We start from the raw sequence: 17,084 nt of genomic DNA, 5'->3' as shown, positions 1-17,084 counted from the left end.
AGCGTCCTTCCCTCCCTGACGTACATTTTTTTGCGCAAATGAAAAAACCCGTTCACCGGGCTTTTACACAGTTCTTATAAATAACATTATATCATGGATAAGTGCTTCTTATTCAAGAATTAACCAAGAATTAACCGAATTAAAGAAGAAATGCCCATATCAACCACTGCGAAGAAAATCGCAAAGAACACAACTGTCGCGATAACAGTCGTTGTTGAGCGGAGTAATTCATCTTTTTTAGGCCAACTTACTTTTTTCATTTCGCGACCTACATCGCCGAAAAAGTTCGTTAAACGCATCTACGGGACCTCCAGTGTATTATTTATTTTGTTTCTTTGTGAACTGTATGCTTATTGCATGTTTTACAAAACTTCTTTATCTCAAGTCGCTCTACTGAGCTCGTATCTTTCATCGTAGAGTAGTTTCGATTTTTACACTCTTCACATGAGAGTACAACTTTTTTCCTCATTAGTTACACCAACCTTGTAACATTGTCCCTAAAAATGTATCATACAACAAAAGACAATGTCAATGTCATGACTTTCACTCTCTTAACAAAAAGAAAACAGGTGAATTATTTTACACCTGCGGCACTTGCTATGAATTTAAAGTTGTACTCTCTCTCATCTCCATATATCTTTCTAATTTCCTTTTTACACGCTGCAATGCGTTATCAATAGATTTCACGTGCCTGTTTAACTGTTCTGAAATTTCTTGATAGGAACGACCATCTAAGTATAAAGAGAGCACTTTTCTTTCTAAATCGCTTAATAATTCAGATATTTTTGATTCTATGTCTGTATATTCTTCCTGACTGATAATCATCTCTTCTGGATCAGTTACTTTCGATTCCGAAATAACATCTAATAGTGTTCGATCAGATTCCTCATCGTAAATTGGCTTGTCTAAAGACACATACGAATTTAACGGAATATGTTTTTGCCTTGTTGCTGTTTTAATAGCGGTAATAATTTGTCGAGTGATACACAGTTCAGCAAATGCTTTGAACGAAGACAGCTTGTCCCCTTTATAATCACGAATGGCTTTAAACAACCCAATCATGCCTTCTTGAACAATGTCTTCTCGATCGGCACCCACTAAGAAATAAGATCTTGATTTCGCGCGAACAAAGTTCTTATATTTGTGAATTAAATATTCTAGAGCGTCAGTATTACCTTTTCGAACTAACTCAACGATTGCCTCATCCTCTAAATCACGAAATGTAACGTCGCCTACACTTACGAAGCCTGCTTCCACCCTGATCCCTCCGACCGCTATATATTTAGCAATATTATACAGTAAAAAGATAAAGAGCGTCAATGCCTCAACGCTCTCCTCTTCTTAATTTTTCTAATTTTTCTGTAATATCCTCACTAAATATCTTTCGCATGGCGGGTTGCTTTTCTTTCGTGTCTTTTGTACACCTTCTTACTTGTTGTTCCATCGCTTGCACTTCTAACTCTAATTCACGCGCAGATTTTCGAAGTGCACCTTGCGCAAATATAATCCATTGCTCCGTATAATCCGAAGTTGCAACGTATATTTGTGTATTTATATTTCTAAGCTCAATCGCAAGTTGTTCTATCTTTTCATCTGCAGTTTGATTCTTTCTCGTGAATATTACTTCCACCCGCGATTGTTTCATCTTTTTTTCAATACCATAGACTGTATAGGCATCAAAGACAATCATTACCTTTGTGCCTGTATAGCCTTGATAATCCGCCATCTTATCAATAAGTGCGTCTCTTGATGACTGTAAATCTACATCCCGCAGTTTCTTCAAGTCTCCCCAAGCCCCGATAATGTTGTAACCGTCAACGATTAAAATATCGTTCATTTTTTATTTACCAATTTCGTGACGTTTACGATATACCTCATACATTAACAAACTTGCGGCTACTGAAGCATTTAAGGATGTAACTTTACCGACCATCGGTAAAGTAATTAGGAAATCACACTTTTCACCAATAATACGACTCATACCTTTTCCTTCACTACCAATTACTAGTCCGATTGGCATATTACCATCTAAATTACGGTAATCTGTTTTCCCTTTGGCATCTGTACCAGCAATCCAAAGTCCGCGTTCTTTTAATTCATCAATTGTACGCGATAAATTTGTTACACGTGCAACAGGAATATATTCAATTGCCCCAGTCGACGCTTTCGCAACTGACGCTGTAAGTCCTACCGCTCTTCTTTTTGGAATAATAACCCCATGAGCCCCTGCTGCATCCGCAGTACGCATAATAGAACCTAAGTTATGTGGGTCTTCAATTTCATCTAAAATTAAGAAGAACGGATCTTCATTGCGTTTTTCTGCTAATTTAAACAAATCCTCTAACTCAGCATATTGATATGCAGCTACTTGAGCAATTACACCTTGATGATTTCCCTCAACCAATTGATCTAATTTCTTCTTTGGTGCGTGTTGCAAAATAACCTTATTCTCTTTTGCTAATGCTAGTACAATCTGCACTTGTCCTTTGGCAGCACCTTCTGCTACCAAAATTTTATTAATATCTCGCCCCGCTCTTAAAGCTTCAATTACAGGGTTACGTCCGATAATATATTCACTACTCATGATGATGTGCTCCCTTCCTTTTCGTCCAAAACGTCAATCGCCTTATATACAATCTCGTCCAATCTTTCACGATTATTCAACAAGTGATGATAACCGATTAGCGCTTCAAAGGCTGTACTGTGTCGATATGTTTGTACATCTGTATTTTTTGGAACAGTACCCGAATTCGCATTACGCCCTCTTCTTAATACCGCCTCTTCCTCTTCTGTCAAAAATGCCGTCTCTAATAAATGATAAACAACTTTCGCCTGTGCTTTTGCCGAAACAAAGCTCGTCCCTAAGCGATGTAATTGATTAGGGCGAACTTTCCCCTTTTGAAGGAGGTGATAGCGGATATATTGTTCGTATACCGCATCACCCATATATGCTAACGCTAAGCTGTTCAATTGCTTTGCATCAATCATTCTTATCCTCTTTTCCATCTTGTACCTTGAGCGGTATCTTCTAAAATAATATTACGTCCTTTTAAATCATCGCGAATTTGATCAGATAATGCGAAGTCACGATTTTGACGAGCTTCAATACGCTTCTGGATTAGTGCTTCAATTTCTTCATCAAGCAACTCTTCTTGCGCTAATTCTAATCCTAAAATACTAAATAATGTTTCAAGTTGTTTTACATACGCTTCAATTACAATTTTAGAAGTATGTTCTTCTAACAAATATTGATTTGCGTGATTTGCTACGTTATATAATTCAGTAATCGCATTAGCCGTATTGAAATCATCATCCATCGCTTCTTCGAATGCAACCTGGAACTTTTCCATTTCAGCTAACCATTTTTCATTATGGTCCGTTAAATCCGTACTACTTTCCATACGATGCTTTAAGTTACCGTAAGCTGTTTTAATTCTTTCTAGTCCATTATTCGTACTTTGCAATAAATCTTCACTAAAGTTAATTGGGTGACGGTAATGTACCGATAGCATAAAGAACCTGATTAACTGTGGATTATATTGTTTGATGATATCGTGAACTAAAATGAAGTTTCCAAGCGACTTAGACATCTTCTCGTTATTAATATTAATATATCCATTATGCATCCAATAACGTGCAAATGTTTTTCCTGTCAACGCCTCAGACTGCGCAATTTCATTTTCATGATGAGGAAATGCTAAATCTTGACCACCAGCATGAATATCAATTGTATCCCCTAAATATTTACGCGCCATTGCTGAGCATTCAATATGCCACCCTGGGCGTCCTTTCCCCCAAGGGCTTTCCCAGAAGATTTCTCCTTCTTTCGCAGCTTTCCATAAAACAAAGTCAAGAGGGTCTTGTTTCTTTTCTCCTACTTCAATACGTGCACCGTGACGTAAATCTGCAATCGGTTGATGTGATAATTTACCGTAACCTTCGAATTCTTTCGTTTTAAAGTACACATCACCTTCTGATTCATATGCATACCCTTTATTCACAAGTTCTTGAATAAATTCAATAATGATATCCATATTTTCTGTTACACGTGGATGAACCGTTGCATGCTTGCAACCTAGTGCCGTTACATCTTCAAAGTAAGCTTCAACAAAACGATCTGCAATTGTTGGCACATCTTCACCTAATTCATTTGCCGCCTTAATTAATTTATCATCCACGTCAGTAAAGTTAGATACATACTGCACATCATATCCTTTATATTCTAAGTAACGGCGTACTGTATCAAATACCATAGGTGGTCTTGCATTCCCAATGTGAATGTAGTTATACACTGTAGGTCCGCACACATACATCTTTACCTTATTTTCTTCTAATGGCATAAACTCTTCTTTTTGACGCGTTAACGTATTATAAATGTGAATAGTCATTTTTATCCTTCCTTTCTACCTTTACTTCGAGTTGCTTTCTCAATTTATCAAGTTCTGCTTCCATAACCTTTAATTTATCAAAAATCGGATCCGGGAGATCAGAATGATTTAATTCTTGACCAATCTTTACTCCATTTTGAATAACGACTCGGCCAGGTATACCTACAACTGTAGAATGTGCAGGAACTTCCTTCAACACGACAGATCCTGCTCCAATTTTAGAATTCTCTCCAACAGTAATAGAACCTAGTACTTTAGCACCTGTTGCAATTAATACATTATCCTGAATTGTAGGGTGCCTCTTTCCTTTTTCTTTACCTGTACCACCTAATGTGACACCTTGATAAATTGTTACGTTTTCGCCAATTTCACACGTTTCGCCAATTACAACCCCCATTCCATGATCAATGAAAAAACGACGACCAATAGTTGCTCCTGGATGAATCTCAATGCCAGTAAAAAAACGACTAACTTGCGAAATCCAACGTGCCATAAAGAAAAAATTCCTTTTATAAAAAGCATGTGCAATTCGATGGCCCCAAACTGCATGTAATCCAGAGTAAGTTAAAATGACTTCGAAATAACTTCGTGCCGCTGGATCCTGTTCAAAAACGACTTCAATATCTTCCCGAAGCCTCTTAAACATCGATGTTCCCTCCCCTTTATGGGCTGCTTTTTTCGAGTGAACTAACTCCCCTAACTCTCCCTGAATCTTTATACAAGGGGATAAAACTTATACTCACACCCATTTACATGGTATAAAAAAAAGACGCCTCTGTCATATAGACAGAGACGCCTTTTAAGCGCGGTTCCACTCTGTTTAGGCTAAAGAAGCCTCAAACTCATCCATGATAACGGTTTACACCGCTTCTGTTTACTTTGCGCCCTAAGACGTTCCGCGAAATACTTCGCTGTTCAACAGAAGACTCGAAGGGGCATTTCAAAAATCCGCTTATAAACCACTTCCAGCCTAAGGGTGGTTCTCTCTGTAAAAAGCCTGATTTTCTACTTCTCCTTCTCGTCGCTTTTCCTTATTAGATTTTAGGTATACTTATTATATTGCTAAACCTAGAAAATGTTAACCAATTACTTTTTGAATACGATTTAAAACTTTTTCTTTTCCAAGAAGAGCAATAGCGTTAGGAAGCTCTGGACCATGTGTTTGTCCAGTAGTAGCAACACGGATTGGCATAAATAGGTTTTTACCTTTATGTCCTGTTTCCTTTTGAACTGCTTTAATAGCCGCCTTAACTGCCGCTGGCTCCATTGCTTCTAAAGCTTCTAATTGATCGGCAAATGTACGAAGTACTTCAGGTACTTGTTCACCCTTCAATACTTCTTGTCCCTCTTCTTCATGATCAACATGATCTTTAAAGAACATTTCAGAAAGCTCTACAATTTCAGCTCCAAAGCTCATTTGGTCATGATATAAAGCAATTACATCACGAACCCATGCTTGTTCTTGTTCACTTAAGTTTTCACCTACGCGACCCGCTTTCACTAAATGCGGTAAGCTTAGTTCAACAACCGTATCTAAATCTTGTTTTTTCATATATTGGTTGTTCATCCATTTTAGTTTTTGAGAATCAAATAATGCAGGTGATTTTGATAAACGAGCTGCATCAAACATTTTGATAAACTCATCTTGAGAGAAGATTTCTTCTTCACCTACTGGTGACCAACCTAGTAATGCAATAAAGTTAAAGATTGCTTCTGGAAGATATCCAAGCTCTTTATATTGCTCAATAAATTGAATAATAGATTCGTCACGCTTACTTAGCTTTTTACGGCTTTCGTTTACAATTAAAGTCATATGACCGAACTTCGGGATATCCCAACCGAAAGCTTCATAAATCATCATTTGTTTTGGCGTGTTTGAAATATGATCATCACCACGAAGTACGTGTGTAATCTCCATTAAGTGATCATCTACCGCTACCGCAAAGTTATAAGTTGGAATTCCATCTTTTTTCACGATAACGAAATCACCAAAATCATTTGAATGGAATGCAACTTCATCTTTTACGATATCTTTAAACGTGAAGTCGCTATCAGCCGGCACACGGAAGCGAATACTTGGAATACGGCCTTCAGCCTCAAATCCTTTAATTTGCTCCTCAGTTAAATCACGGTGGTTTCCTGCATAACGCGGTGTTTCACCACGAGCGATTTGTCCTTCACGCTCTGCCTCTAGCTCTTCTTCTGTCATATAACATTTGTAAGCTAAATCACGCTCTAATAAATCTTCATATAATTTTTTATAAATATCTAAACGCTCTGTTTGACGATATGGTCCAAATTCACCACCAACATCAACACCTTCATCCCAGTCCATACCGAGCCATTTCAAGTATTTTAATTGGCTTTCTTCTCCACCAGCAACATTACGTTTCACATCAGTATCTTCAATACGAATAATAAACTTACCATCTTGATGACGAGCAAATAAATAATTAAATAATGCCGTACGCGCATTTCCGATATGTAAGTGTCCTGTTGGACTTGGCGCATAGCGCACTCTCACTTGCTTTTCCATAGTTGGTACACCTTCCAATCTTAATGTCAACACATTCTATAATTGTACACCAAAAAAACGTGATTATCCATCTTACGAATTAAAAATCACTATTTTTTCTGTAATAAAACAACCGCTTGAGAAGCAATCCCTTCTTCTCTACCTGTAAATCCTAATTTTTCTGTTGTTGTTGCCTTTACATTAATATTATCAATAGACGTTTCTAGTAGTTCACTAATGCGTTTACGCATGCTTTCAATATGCGGTGCCATTTTTGGCTTTTGGGCAATAATTGTACAATCTAGGTTCCCTAGCTCATAACCTTGTTCACACACAAATTCCCAAACCTTTTGTAACAATACAGCTGAATCCGCATCTTTAAAGGCAGGATCTGTATCAGGAAAATGTTTTCCAATATCTCCTGCTGCAATTGCTCCTAGACATGCGTCAGCAATCGTATGTAACAATACATCTGCATCCGAGTGACCGATTAATCCTTTTTCATGAGGAATTGTAATTCCGCCGATAATTAACGGTCTACCTTCCGCAAATTCATGTACATCAAAACCTTGTCCAATTCGAAACATTCTTTACATCCTCCTCAATCTAAACTACTTTATGAATTCTATATTATATTGCTATCTCTATAAAGAAAAGCTCGGCAACTGCCGAGCTTTTCTTTACTATAATACCATCACTTCTATTTCTTCTGAACATGAAGGAAACTTTCAGCAATTAGTAAATCCTCTGGAGTCGTCACTTTAATATTATAGTAACTCCCCTCTACCACGCCTACTTGCTTCCCGACACGTTCTACGAGACTTGCATCATCTGTACCAAGAAAACAACTTTGCTTTGCACTTCTATGAGCTTCTAATAAAAGAGGAACAGAAAATCCTTGCGGTGTTTGAACCGCTTTAAGCTGAGAACGTTCTACCGTTTCAACAACAACACCCTGTTCTACTTTCTTAATTGTATCCTTCACTGGCACTGCACAAATGGAAGCTCCATATTTCTCTGCTACAGTTAATACATCTTGCATCATCTTATTCGTTACGAACGGGCGCGCACCATCGTGTACGAGAACATACTCAACTCCGCTCACATACTGAAGCGCATTATACACACTATCTTGTCTTTCAGCCCCGCCTTGAATAAATTGCACCTGCTTTTCAACCGGGTACTTCTGTATTAACTCCTCAAAATAAGGACGTTCCTCTTCGTTAATTGCCATGATAATACGTTTACATGCTTTATCTTTTTCAAAAGCACGTAATGTATGCACAATGATAGGTACTCCATTTATAAGTAAGAACAACTTGTTTTTACCAGCACCCATCCGTTTCCCTTGACCCGCTGCCGGAATAATTAATGTATACATATTAATAATCCTCTACTTATAATGCTTTTTCTAATAATTTACGTTTTGCGAAAATCATACGACCAGCCGATGTTTGCAACACACTTGTAACTAGTACATTAAGTTGCGAACCGACATATTCTCTACCGTCTTCTACTACAATCATCGTGCCATCATCTAAGTATGCAACACCTTGATTTTGTTCTTTACCATCTTTCACAACATAAACACTTAATTCTTCACCAGGGAGTACGACTGGTTTAATTGCATTTGCTAAATCGTTAATGTTCAACACTGTTACTCCTTGTAGTTCAGAAACTTTGTTTAAGTTGAAATCATTTGTTACAACAGTTCCACCAGTGATTTTAGCTAACTTTACAAGCTTGCTATCCACCTCTTGGATATCCTCAAAATCGCCTTCATAAATTTCCACCGGAATTAGTAGCTCTTTTTGAATACGATTTAAAATGTCTAATCCTCTGCGACCACGATTACGCTTTAAAGCATCAGAAGAATCGGCAATATGCTGAAGCTCTTCTAATACGAATTGTGGAATCACAATTGTTCCTTCTAAAAACTTCGTTTGGCAAATATCCGCAATACGTCCATCAATAATTACACTTGTATCGAGAATTTTCCAATGAGTTGTAGATTTTTCTACCTCTACCTCTTCGTTCTCGCTATTGTTTTTCTTCTTACCTCCGCGCTGGGGTAATGTAAATAATCCTAGCAATTCATTTCTCTTTTTAAATCCTACTTGGAATCCTAAATAACCAAGTAAAAGAGTAAAGAACACTTGTAATACTGTACTAATGACTGGAATCGTGAATTCACGAATTGGTATCAAAATTAAATATGCAACAATAAGACCAGAGATCAACCCTAATGTACCAAATAAAACATCCGCTACCGGTGCCTTTACAAGGGCTTCTTCGATATGTTTAATAAGTTGAACAATATAATCCACAAGCCAAAATGTTGTTAAAAATAAAATAATTGCACCAATAATTGCACGAACGTACGATCCCTCAAGCCAAGGAACAGCACCGACGTCCAATACATTAATAACTTTTGGGATTAGAAAAATCCCTAACGCTCCCCCGATCACTAAAAAGAAGAGCTGTACGATCCTTTTTAACATCCAACCACCTCCTACTCATTATTAACCATTGTTTTGCTAATCAAAACGCCGAATGCAAAAGCGGACGTGTTTTTTTTATATAAATAGTTTTATTTACCAATATACCATATCATATACCAAAAATGTTCTAGTGTCGTTATATTATGGAATCAATGTAATATTCTTAATTGTGTCTACTCATATAGAGATGCTCTTGAATTCTTTTTAGGCCCTCTCGTATTTTCTTCGCCCTAACTTCCCCAATTCCTTCCACATCATCCAATTCATTAATAGTTGCACGACAAACACCTTGTAGCGTTTTAAATCGATTAATTAAATTTTCAATGATAAGTGGTGGAACACGAGAAATTTTGCTTGCGATTCGGTATCCCCTCGGTGTCACGCTTTCTTCTAAGCTCATTTGCCCTGGATAGCCAAGCAATTTAACTAAATCGCTATCCTCTAAAAGCTGTGTATTTGCAAGATCTTGTAACTTTTTCAAAATTTGATGGTGATCCTGCGTTTTTTCTTGATAATAATCCTTAATTAATAACGCTGCCTCTGCTTCTAAGTCGGCTAGTAATTCTGTAAGTTGTAAACGAATTAACCTTCCTTCCGTTCCTAACTCATGAATGTAGCTCACTATTTCATTTTTAATACGCAGTACCATTTCAACACTATGTAAAACGTGAACTACCTCGGACATTGTAACGACCTCTTCAAATTCTAGAATGCCCAAATTCGTAATCCCATCATTCCATACAGCTTTATATTTTTCTAACGTTTGAATAGCTTGGTTTGCCTTTGTTAAAATTACACCTATATCTTTTAGTGTATAACGTAAGTTCCCTTGATATAGTGTAATTACGTTACGTCTTTGTGAAATAGCCACAACAAGGCTAGCCGTCTGCTTTGCTACACGCTCTGCCGTTCGGTGACGCATACCTGTTTCAATAGAATCAATGGATGGATCTGGAACTAATTGTGCATTTGCAATTAAAATTTTGCTCCCAGTTTCATTTAAAATAAGTGCCCCATCCATTTTTGCTAATTCATATAAACTAGCCGGTGAGAATGCACAATTAATGTGAAATCCTCCATCAACAATACTTTTAATCTGCTCATTATACCCAAGAACAATTAGCCCTCCAGTTTGCGCACGAAGTACATTATCTATCCCTTCGCGTAGTGGTGTTCCTGGGGCAACGAGCTGTAGAATGTTAATCATACTTTTGACACGTTGCTTGTTTTCCTCCATAGCCTAGCCTCCTAATGTCAAACGAAGCGCCTCTCCTAAATTAGAAACACCTACTACCTCAATCCCATCTGGAATTGTCCATCCTCCCAAATTTTTCCTAGGAATAATAGCACGTTGAAATCCTAATTTTGCTGCTTCTTGTACACGTTGTTCAATTCTTGATACTCTTCTTATTTCTCCAGTTAGGCCTACTTCTCCTATTACCGCATCGGTTGGTGCAGTAGCTTTATCTCTGAAACTTGAAGCAATACTTAAGGCAACAGCTAAATCGATTGCTGGTTCATCTAATTTCAAGCCACCCGCGACTTTTAAATATGCGTCTTGATTTTGCAACAATAAACCTGTTCTTTTTTCTAGCACTGCCATAATAAGTGAAACGCGGTTATGATCAATTCCTGTCGCCATTCTTCGAGGATTTCCAAAACTAGTAGGGGAGATTAATGCTTGTATTTCTACTAAAACCGGTCTGGTTCCTTCCATTGAAGCAACCACTGTGGATCCTGCAACTCCAACTGGACGTTCCTCAAGGAAAATTTCAGAAGGATTTAGTACTTCTGCAAGACCTAGTTCCTTCATTTCAAAGATACCCATTTCATTTGTGGAACCAAAACGGTTCTTCACAGCTCGCAAAATACGATATGTATGGTGACGATCTCCTTCAAAGTAAAGAACTGCATCAACCATATGTTCTAGCATACGTGGTCCTGCAATTGCCCCTTCTTTTGTCACATGTCCGACGATAAAAATAGGAATCCCTTTCGTCTTTGCAAGCTTCATTAATTCCGCTGTACATTCACGTACTTGCGCTACACTTCCTGGGGCTGACGTCACTTCAGGTAAATGTATCGTTTGAATAGAGTCAATAACAACAAAAGCTGGATTCATCTCTTCAATGTGCGCTGCAATTCGCTGTAGATCAGTTTCTGCTACAACAAATAGATTACTACCCTTTACATGCAAACGATCTGCACGAAGTTTAATCTGCTTTGCTGACTCCTCGCCTGATATGTATAGTACATCATATGAAGAATCTGCTAATTGCGATGAAATTTGTAATAACAATGTTGATTTTCCAATCCCAGGGTCTCCACCAATAAGTACTAAAGATCCATCTACAATCCCGCCACCAAGTACACGGTTAAACTCTTGAAATTTCGTTTCAATACGCGCCTCAGAATTTGTTTCTACCTCTGTTAAGCGTCTTGGTTTTGTTACTTCTGATTGAATTGCATTGACATAATTAAGGCGCCTTGATGATACAACTGGCTCCATCTCTTCAACAAGCGTATTCCATTTACCACATCCAGGACATTTCCCCATATATTTTGGCGACTGATAACCACACTCTTGACATGTGAATTTTGTTTTCTTTTTAGCCATATCTTTTATAGTTCACTTCACTTTCATCTACAAACGTTTATCCTTCTCGTACAAGAAAGAGGGCTATCGCGTAGCCCTCTTTGTTTGTCTATACTTATTTTACCTTTTCCGCACTATGAATGACAAATGATTCTCCTTCTATATCAAAGATAACTTTTTGCCCTTTCTCAATAGCACCTTTTAACAGTTCTTCTGATAGTCTATCTTCTACATGTTTTTGAATTGCTCTACGAAGCGGACGAGCACCGTACTCTCGATCAAATCCTTTATCAGCAATTGCTGAAATTGCTCCTTCTGTTAAGTGCAATTCAATCTCTTGTTCTTTTAAGCGATTCACCAACTGATTCACCATAAGAGTTACAATTTCTTGAATATGTTTTTTCTCAAGCATATGGAACACGATAATTTCATCAATACGGTTTAAAAATTCTGGACGAAATGCCTTTTTCAATTCATCCATTACTTTACCTTTCATATCTGAATAATCGCGGCTCTCATCTTGTACGTTAAATCCAAGATGTTTATTACGTTTTAATGCGTCTGCACCAACATTAGACGTCATAATAACAATTGTATTACGGAAATCAACTGTACGTCCTTTAGAATCTGTTAAACGGCCATCTTCTAATACTTGTAGTAAAATATTAAACACATCCGGATGAGCTTTCTCTACTTCATCTAATAAGACAACTGAATATGGCTTACGACGAACTTTCTCTGTTAATTGTCCACCTTCTTCATATCCAACATATCCTGGAGGAGATCCAACTAAGCGAGAAGTAGAATGCTTTTCCATATACTCAGACATATCGATGCGGATCATTGCATCCTCATCACCGAACATAGATTCTGCTAAAGCTCTCGCTAGTTCTGTTTTACCTACACCAGTCGGTCCTAGGAAAATAAATGAGCCAATTGGACGTTTCGGATCTTTTAATCCCGCTCTCGCACGACGAACAGCTTTTGCCACAGCTACAACTGCTTCATCCTGCCCAATTAAACGATCATGTAAAATTGATTCCAAGTTTAATAATTTATCTGTCTCTGTTTGTGCAAGTTTAGAAACTGGAATACGTGTCCATGTGGAAACGACATTTGCAATATCTTCTACTGTTACTTCTGAGTTTTCTTGTCCTTGTTTCTCTTTCCACTGACGCTTTGTATCTTCTAACTTTTCACGTAAACGTTGTTCCATATCACGTAAGGAAGCAGCTTTTTCAAATTCTTGGCTTTGTACAGCTGCATCTTTTTCTTTTCTAATTTCCTCAAGCTTCACTTCAAGCTCTTTTAAGTTTGGCGGTGTTGTATAAGAACGTAAGCGCACTTTTGATGCAGCCTCATCAATTAAATCGATTGCTTTATCAGGTAAAAAACGGTCTGTAATGTAACGATCTGAAAGTTTTACAGCCGCATCGATTGCATCATCTGTAATAGATACGCGGTGATGCGCCTCATAACGGTCACGTAAACCTTTTAAAATTTGAACTGATTCTTCTAAGTTTGGTTCATCAACATGAATTGGTTGGAAACGTCTTTCTAATGCCGCATCCTTTTCAATATATTTACGATATTCGTCTAAAGTTGTTGCACCAATACATTGTAATTCACCACGTGCTAAAGATGGTTTTAAAATATTCGATGCATCAATTGCACCTTCCGCCCCTCCTGCACCAATTAACGTATGAAGCTCATCAATAAATAGAATGATGTTACCAGCTTGGCGAATCTCATCCATCACTTTCTTTAAACGATCCTCAAATTCACCACGATATTTTGTTCCAGCAACAACTGTACCCATATCTAATGTCATAACACGCTTATCTCTTAAAGTTTCAGGAACTTCATTATTTACAATTTGCTGTGCTAATCCTTCCGCAATTGCTGTCTTACCTACACCAGGTTCTCCAATTAATACTGGATTGTTTTTTGTTCTACGGCTTAACACTTCAATTACACGTTGAATTTCTTTACTACGCCCAATAACAGGATCTAAACGATTTTCACGTGCAACAACTGTTAAATCACGTGCTAGACTGTCAAGTGTAGGTGTATTCGCATTTGTTGATGAACCACCTTGGTGACCTGAACTAGCTTCATTACTTCCAAGAAGTTGTAACACTTGTTGCCTTGCTTTGTTTAGGCTTACACCTAAATTATTTAAAACACGTGCTGCTACACCTTCACCTTCACGGATTAAACCAAGTAAAATATGTTCTGTTCCAACGTAGGAATGGCCCAATTTACGAGCTTCGTCCATAGACAACTCAATAACTTTTTTAGCACGAGGTGTGTAATGTACTGTTTGAGAAGCTTCCGTTCCACGTCCAATTAATGCTTCTACCTCCTTTTGAACTTTCTCTGGACTTAATCCAAGAGCAATTAACGCTTTTGCTGCAATTCCTTCACCTTCGCGTACAAGCCCAAGTAAAATATGTTCTGTTCCAATATTATTATGCCCAATGCGAATTGCTTCCTCTTGAGATAAAGCTAATACTTTCTGTGCTCGTTCTGTAAATCTTCCAAACATCATAGAAATCGCCTCCTACTTGCGCTTAATTTTGTTCAATTCGTAATCGCTCACGGATTAAGGTTGCTCTTCGATAATCTCTTTCTTCTGGTCCTAGAGGTCCTCCTGCATATTGTTGCAAAATGCCCGGCTGAGTAAGAACCATTAACTCAGTTAAAATATTTCTCGATATACCTTGTATATATCCTAGGTCAATACCAAGTCGTACATCTGATAAGCAAGTAGCTGCTTCTGCAGATTGAATTAAACGACTGTTAGCTAGTATTCCGTAAGAACGATATACTTTATCTTCAAGCTCAATACTTGAATTTTGTACAATTAATTCTCTAGCCATTTTTTCTTGATGGATGATTTGTTGAATGACACTCTTTAAATCTGCAATAATATCTTCTTCTGACTTCCCTAGTGTCATTTGATTTGACACTTGAAATATATTACCTAACGCTTCGCTACCTTCACCGTATATTCCTCTTACTACTAGCCCTAATTTTTGAATTACTTGTATAATACGGTTAATTCTTTTCGTTAAAACCAGTCCCGGCAAATGAATCATTACCGAAGCCCTTAATCCTGTACCGACGTTAGTGGGGCAACTCGTAATATATCCAAGCGATTCATCAAAAGCATATTCAACCTGTTCCTCGATCCAGTTATCTATTTGATTGGCACTTTGAAGCGCCTCTGATAACTGTAAACCTGAAAATAGGCACTGAATCCTAACATGATCCTCTTCATTAAGCATGATACTTATATGTTCACTTTCTGATAGTAGGCATGCTCCGTATTCTGTTCCTGCAAGATTTGGACTAATTAAATGCTTCTCAACTAAAACTCTCCTTTGAAGAGGATTTAATTCATTCATTTTTAATAGTTCAAACTCCCCAAAAGGTTCTACAGGTTTATTTATAAACTTCTTCTTAAATAACTCATGAATCTGTTTAGCTTCTTCCTCGTTTTGCATAGTAGAGAATTGATATTTTTTAAAGTTACGAGCCAAACGAATTCGACTACTTAAAACAATATCAGAATCAGGGCCATCCCCCTTCATCCATGGACTAATCGCTTCATTCATAATTCTGTCCAGTGACATAGAACTATTCCCCCTCTCTATGCTCACTAAGCTGATTTACAAGACATCGAATTTTATCTCGTACTTCAGCCGCTTTCTCAAATTCCTCTTTCTGTACATATTGTTTCAGATTGAGTTTTAGTTCATCTAATTCTTTCTTTAAGTAGATATTTCCTTCTATACGTTCAGGAATTTTTCCACAATGATCTGTATGCCCACCGTGAAGACGTTTTAACAATGGTTTTAAATGCCCCTTAAATGTATCGTAACAAGAAGCACATCCAAAGCGTCCCACTTTTGTAAATTGTTCATATGTCATCTTACAATTTGGACATCTTGATATATTTGTATTTGAAAATGCATCTTGCCCTTCTTCAAACATTGCTGGTTCACCATGCAATAATCCGGCTAATAGGTCATGGAATGAAAAATTAGACTGCGGTGATTGAAAGAAAGACGTATAGCCACTTTGTTCTGCACATTGCTCGCAAAGATGAACTTCCGCCTTTTTTTCGTTGATTACTTTTGTATAATGTAAAGTTGCTGGTCTTATATTACAGTTTTGACAAGTCATCGCTATCCCCCACCTTTACAACAGGAACGATCTATCTCATGATACTTTTCATACATTACTAGATTGTTCTCTTTCCTTAATCCATTTAGTAAAAGCACATGTCATCTTTCAAAATCCCTACAATATTAAACTGCATTATCTTAGTTATCATTCTTAACAAAAGTTATATTTATTTATATTTCAGTGTTCTTAACATTGCGCATAATATTCGAGCCCTAAGTTCATCTCGAGAAGGAACATCCATTAATAATACAGAACGATCTAGTACACTTAACATAAGTTTAGCTTCACGATTTGTTATAATACCCTCTTCTATTAAACGTATAATCATGCTTTCTGCATTTCCTTGTGCAACGCTATGATCAATCATATGAAGCATTTGATCAATAATGTCTATATCATCATGCAGTTTGACTTTTATAATGCGAATGTAACCTCCTCCACCTCGTTTACTTTCTACTACGAATCCTCTTTCTAACGTAAAACGGGTATTGATTACATAGTTGATTTGAGACGGCACACAATCGAATCGATCAGCGACCTCATTCCTCTTGATTTCAATCGCATTATTATTGCTTAAGTCAATAACTTGCTTTAGATATTTCTCAATGATATCAGATATATTTCTCATTTATCCGCCACCTTTATTGACTTTGACTATCTTTGACTTTAATTATATACGTATTAAAAAAATTTGCAACTCTTTTGCTTATTCACTATCCTAGCCACATTTCCCAGTCTTTAATCAAAAGGACGATTCTTTAAGTAAAGATTTTTTAAATTACTATGAATTATAAAAAGAAACACGAAAAAACACGAGTCATTTGACTCGTGTTTTAGTTGCTTGGCGACGTCCTACTCTCACAGGGACAAGGTCCCAACTACCATCGGCG

General features: G+C 37.3%; 18 protein-coding genes and 1 other annotated feature. All 18 genes read right to left on the bottom strand.

The window, feature by feature from the left end; translation table 11 throughout:
- Positions 1–119: 119 nt before the first annotated feature.
- The 18 genes from secE to ctsR all read right to left on the bottom strand — a co-directional run bounded on the left by secE (position 120) and on the right by ctsR (position 16,822).
- Complete coding sequence (gene secE / locus AB3X48_RS01375) at positions 120–299, bottom strand: preprotein translocase subunit SecE (RefSeq protein WP_002009797.1); 180 nt, start codon at positions 297–299, stop codon at positions 120–122.
- Positions 300–322: 23 nt separating this feature from the next.
- Entirely contained in the window at positions 323–469 is a 147-nt protein-coding gene (gene rpmG / locus AB3X48_RS01370) for a 50S ribosomal protein L33 (protein WP_012260172.1), read from the bottom strand.
- Positions 470–597: 128 nt separating this feature from the next.
- Positions 598–1,257, bottom strand: coding sequence for an RNA polymerase factor sigma-70 (locus AB3X48_RS01365; RefSeq protein WP_002009799.1), 660 nt, complete (start codon positions 1,255–1,257; stop codon positions 598–600).
- Between the two features lie 67 nt (positions 1,258–1,324).
- Entirely contained in the window at positions 1,325–1,837 is a 513-nt protein-coding gene (locus tag AB3X48_RS01360) for an NYN domain-containing protein (RefSeq protein ID WP_002009801.1), read from the bottom strand.
- Between the two features lie 3 nt (positions 1,838–1,840).
- A complete protein-coding gene (rlmB, locus tag AB3X48_RS01355) occupies positions 1,841–2,584 on the bottom strand; it encodes a 23S rRNA (guanosine(2251)-2'-O)-methyltransferase RlmB (protein WP_016103299.1) in 744 nt (247 codons plus the stop codon).
- On the bottom strand, positions 2,581–2,988 hold the full coding sequence (locus tag AB3X48_RS01350; protein WP_002159611.1) for a Mini-ribonuclease 3: 408 nt from the start codon (positions 2,986–2,988) through the stop codon (positions 2,581–2,583). The genes rlmB and AB3X48_RS01350 overlap by 4 nt, the downstream gene beginning before the upstream one ends.
- A 2-nt stretch (positions 2,989–2,990) precedes the next feature.
- Complete coding sequence (gene cysS / locus AB3X48_RS01345) at positions 2,991–4,388, bottom strand: cysteine--tRNA ligase (RefSeq protein ID WP_016103298.1); 1,398 nt, start codon at positions 4,386–4,388, stop codon at positions 2,991–2,993.
- Positions 4,369–5,034 (bottom strand): serine O-acetyltransferase, encoded by a 666-nt coding sequence (cysE, locus tag AB3X48_RS01340; protein WP_016103297.1) that lies wholly within the window; start codon positions 5,032–5,034, stop codon positions 4,369–4,371. Before cysE ends, cysS begins: the two co-directional genes overlap by 20 nt.
- Positions 5,035–5,173: 139 nt before the next feature.
- Positions 5,174–5,419 (bottom strand) — a binding site (T-box leader).
- Between the two features lie 47 nt (positions 5,420–5,466).
- Entirely contained in the window at positions 5,467–6,924 is a 1,458-nt protein-coding gene (gltX, locus tag AB3X48_RS01335; protein WP_016103296.1) for a glutamate--tRNA ligase, read from the bottom strand.
- Between the two features lie 89 nt (positions 6,925–7,013).
- Positions 7,014–7,490: a 2-C-methyl-D-erythritol 2,4-cyclodiphosphate synthase gene (ispF, locus tag AB3X48_RS01330; RefSeq protein ID WP_002159614.1), complete on the bottom strand. Its 477-nt coding sequence runs from the start codon at positions 7,488–7,490 to the stop codon at positions 7,014–7,016.
- A 113-nt stretch (positions 7,491–7,603) separates the two neighbouring features.
- Positions 7,604–8,284, bottom strand: coding sequence for a 2-C-methyl-D-erythritol 4-phosphate cytidylyltransferase (gene ispD / locus AB3X48_RS01325; RefSeq protein ID WP_016103295.1), 681 nt, complete (start codon positions 8,282–8,284; stop codon positions 7,604–7,606).
- Positions 8,285–8,300: 16 nt separating this feature from the next.
- Complete coding sequence (locus AB3X48_RS01320) at positions 8,301–9,404, bottom strand: PIN/TRAM domain-containing protein (protein WP_016103294.1); 1,104 nt, start codon at positions 9,402–9,404, stop codon at positions 8,301–8,303.
- Positions 9,405–9,567: 163 nt separating this feature from the next.
- On the bottom strand, positions 9,568–10,641 hold the full coding sequence (disA, locus tag AB3X48_RS01315) for a DNA integrity scanning diadenylate cyclase DisA (RefSeq protein WP_000392162.1): 1,074 nt from the start codon (positions 10,639–10,641) through the stop codon (positions 9,568–9,570).
- A 3-nt stretch (positions 10,642–10,644) separates the two neighbouring features.
- A complete protein-coding gene (radA, locus tag AB3X48_RS01310) occupies positions 10,645–12,021 on the bottom strand; it encodes a DNA repair protein RadA (protein WP_002159617.1) in 1,377 nt (458 codons plus the stop codon).
- A gap of 94 nt (positions 12,022–12,115) precedes the next feature.
- Positions 12,116–14,551, bottom strand: a complete 2,436-nt coding sequence (gene clpC, locus AB3X48_RS01305; RefSeq protein WP_002063405.1) for an ATP-dependent protease ATP-binding subunit ClpC — start codon at positions 14,549–14,551, stop codon at positions 12,116–12,118.
- Positions 14,552–14,573: 22 nt separating this feature from the next.
- Positions 14,574–15,638, bottom strand: a complete 1,065-nt coding sequence (gene mcsB, locus AB3X48_RS01300) for a protein-arginine kinase McsB (RefSeq protein WP_002091490.1) — start codon at positions 15,636–15,638, stop codon at positions 14,574–14,576.
- Positions 15,639–15,642: 4 nt separating this feature from the next.
- Complete coding sequence (mcsA, locus tag AB3X48_RS01295; RefSeq protein ID WP_002159618.1) at positions 15,643–16,191, bottom strand: protein-arginine kinase activator protein McsA; 549 nt, start codon at positions 16,189–16,191, stop codon at positions 15,643–15,645.
- A gap of 169 nt (positions 16,192–16,360) precedes the next feature.
- A complete protein-coding gene (ctsR, locus tag AB3X48_RS01290; RefSeq protein ID WP_002029353.1) occupies positions 16,361–16,822 on the bottom strand; it encodes a transcriptional regulator CtsR in 462 nt (153 codons plus the stop codon).
- Between the last annotated feature and the right edge of the window lie 262 nt (positions 16,823–17,084).

The organism is Bacillus sp. S4, from assembly GCF_040838205.1.
GTDB lineage: Bacteria > Bacillota > Bacilli > Bacillales > Bacillaceae_G > Bacillus_A > Bacillus_A cereus_U.
This window is presented reverse-complemented; position numbering and strand designations above follow the sequence as displayed.

Excerpts from the sequence above, each read along its gene's own strand:
- secE (WP_002009797.1), bottom strand. The coding sequence starts at position 299 with ATGCGTTTAACGAACTTTTTCGGCGATGTAGGTCGCGAAATGAAAAAA.
- rpmG (WP_012260172.1), bottom strand. The coding sequence starts at position 469 with ATGAGGAAAAAAGTTGTACTCTCATGTGAAGAGTGTAAAAATCGAAAC.
- AB3X48_RS01360 (WP_002009801.1), bottom strand. The coding sequence starts at position 1,837 with ATGAACGATATTTTAATCGTTGACGGTTACAACATTATCGGGGCTTGG.
- rlmB (WP_016103299.1), bottom strand. The coding sequence starts at position 2,584 with ATGAGTAGTGAATATATTATCGGACGTAACCCTGTAATTGAAGCTTTA.
- AB3X48_RS01350 (WP_002159611.1), bottom strand. The coding sequence starts at position 2,988 with ATGATTGATGCAAAGCAATTGAACAGCTTAGCGTTAGCATATATGGGT.
- cysS (WP_016103298.1), bottom strand. The coding sequence starts at position 4,388 with ATGACTATTCACATTTATAATACGTTAACGCGTCAAAAAGAAGAGTTT.
- cysE (WP_016103297.1), bottom strand. The coding sequence starts at position 5,034 with ATGTTTAAGAGGCTTCGGGAAGATATTGAAGTCGTTTTTGAACAGGAT.
- gltX (WP_016103296.1), bottom strand. The coding sequence starts at position 6,924 with ATGGAAAAGCAAGTGAGAGTGCGCTATGCGCCAAGTCCAACAGGACAC.
- ispF (WP_002159614.1), bottom strand. The coding sequence starts at position 7,490 with ATGTTTCGAATTGGACAAGGTTTTGATGTACATGAATTTGCGGAAGGT.
- ispD (WP_016103295.1), bottom strand. The coding sequence starts at position 8,284 with ATGTATACATTAATTATTCCGGCAGCGGGTCAAGGGAAACGGATGGGT.
- AB3X48_RS01320 (WP_016103294.1), bottom strand. The coding sequence starts at position 9,404 with ATGTTAAAAAGGATCGTACAGCTCTTCTTTTTAGTGATCGGGGGAGCG.
- disA (WP_000392162.1), bottom strand. The coding sequence starts at position 10,641 with ATGGAGGAAAACAAGCAACGTGTCAAAAGTATGATTAACATTCTACAG.
- radA (WP_002159617.1), bottom strand. The coding sequence starts at position 12,021 with ATGGCTAAAAAGAAAACAAAATTCACATGTCAAGAGTGTGGTTATCAG.
- clpC (WP_002063405.1), bottom strand. The coding sequence starts at position 14,551 with ATGATGTTTGGAAGATTTACAGAACGAGCACAGAAAGTATTAGCTTTA.
- mcsB (WP_002091490.1), bottom strand. The coding sequence starts at position 15,638 with ATGTCACTGGACAGAATTATGAATGAAGCGATTAGTCCATGGATGAAG.
- mcsA (WP_002159618.1), bottom strand. The coding sequence starts at position 16,191 with ATGACTTGTCAAAACTGTAATATAAGACCAGCAACTTTACATTATACA.
- ctsR (WP_002029353.1), bottom strand. The coding sequence starts at position 16,822 with ATGAGAAATATATCTGATATCATTGAGAAATATCTAAAGCAAGTTATT.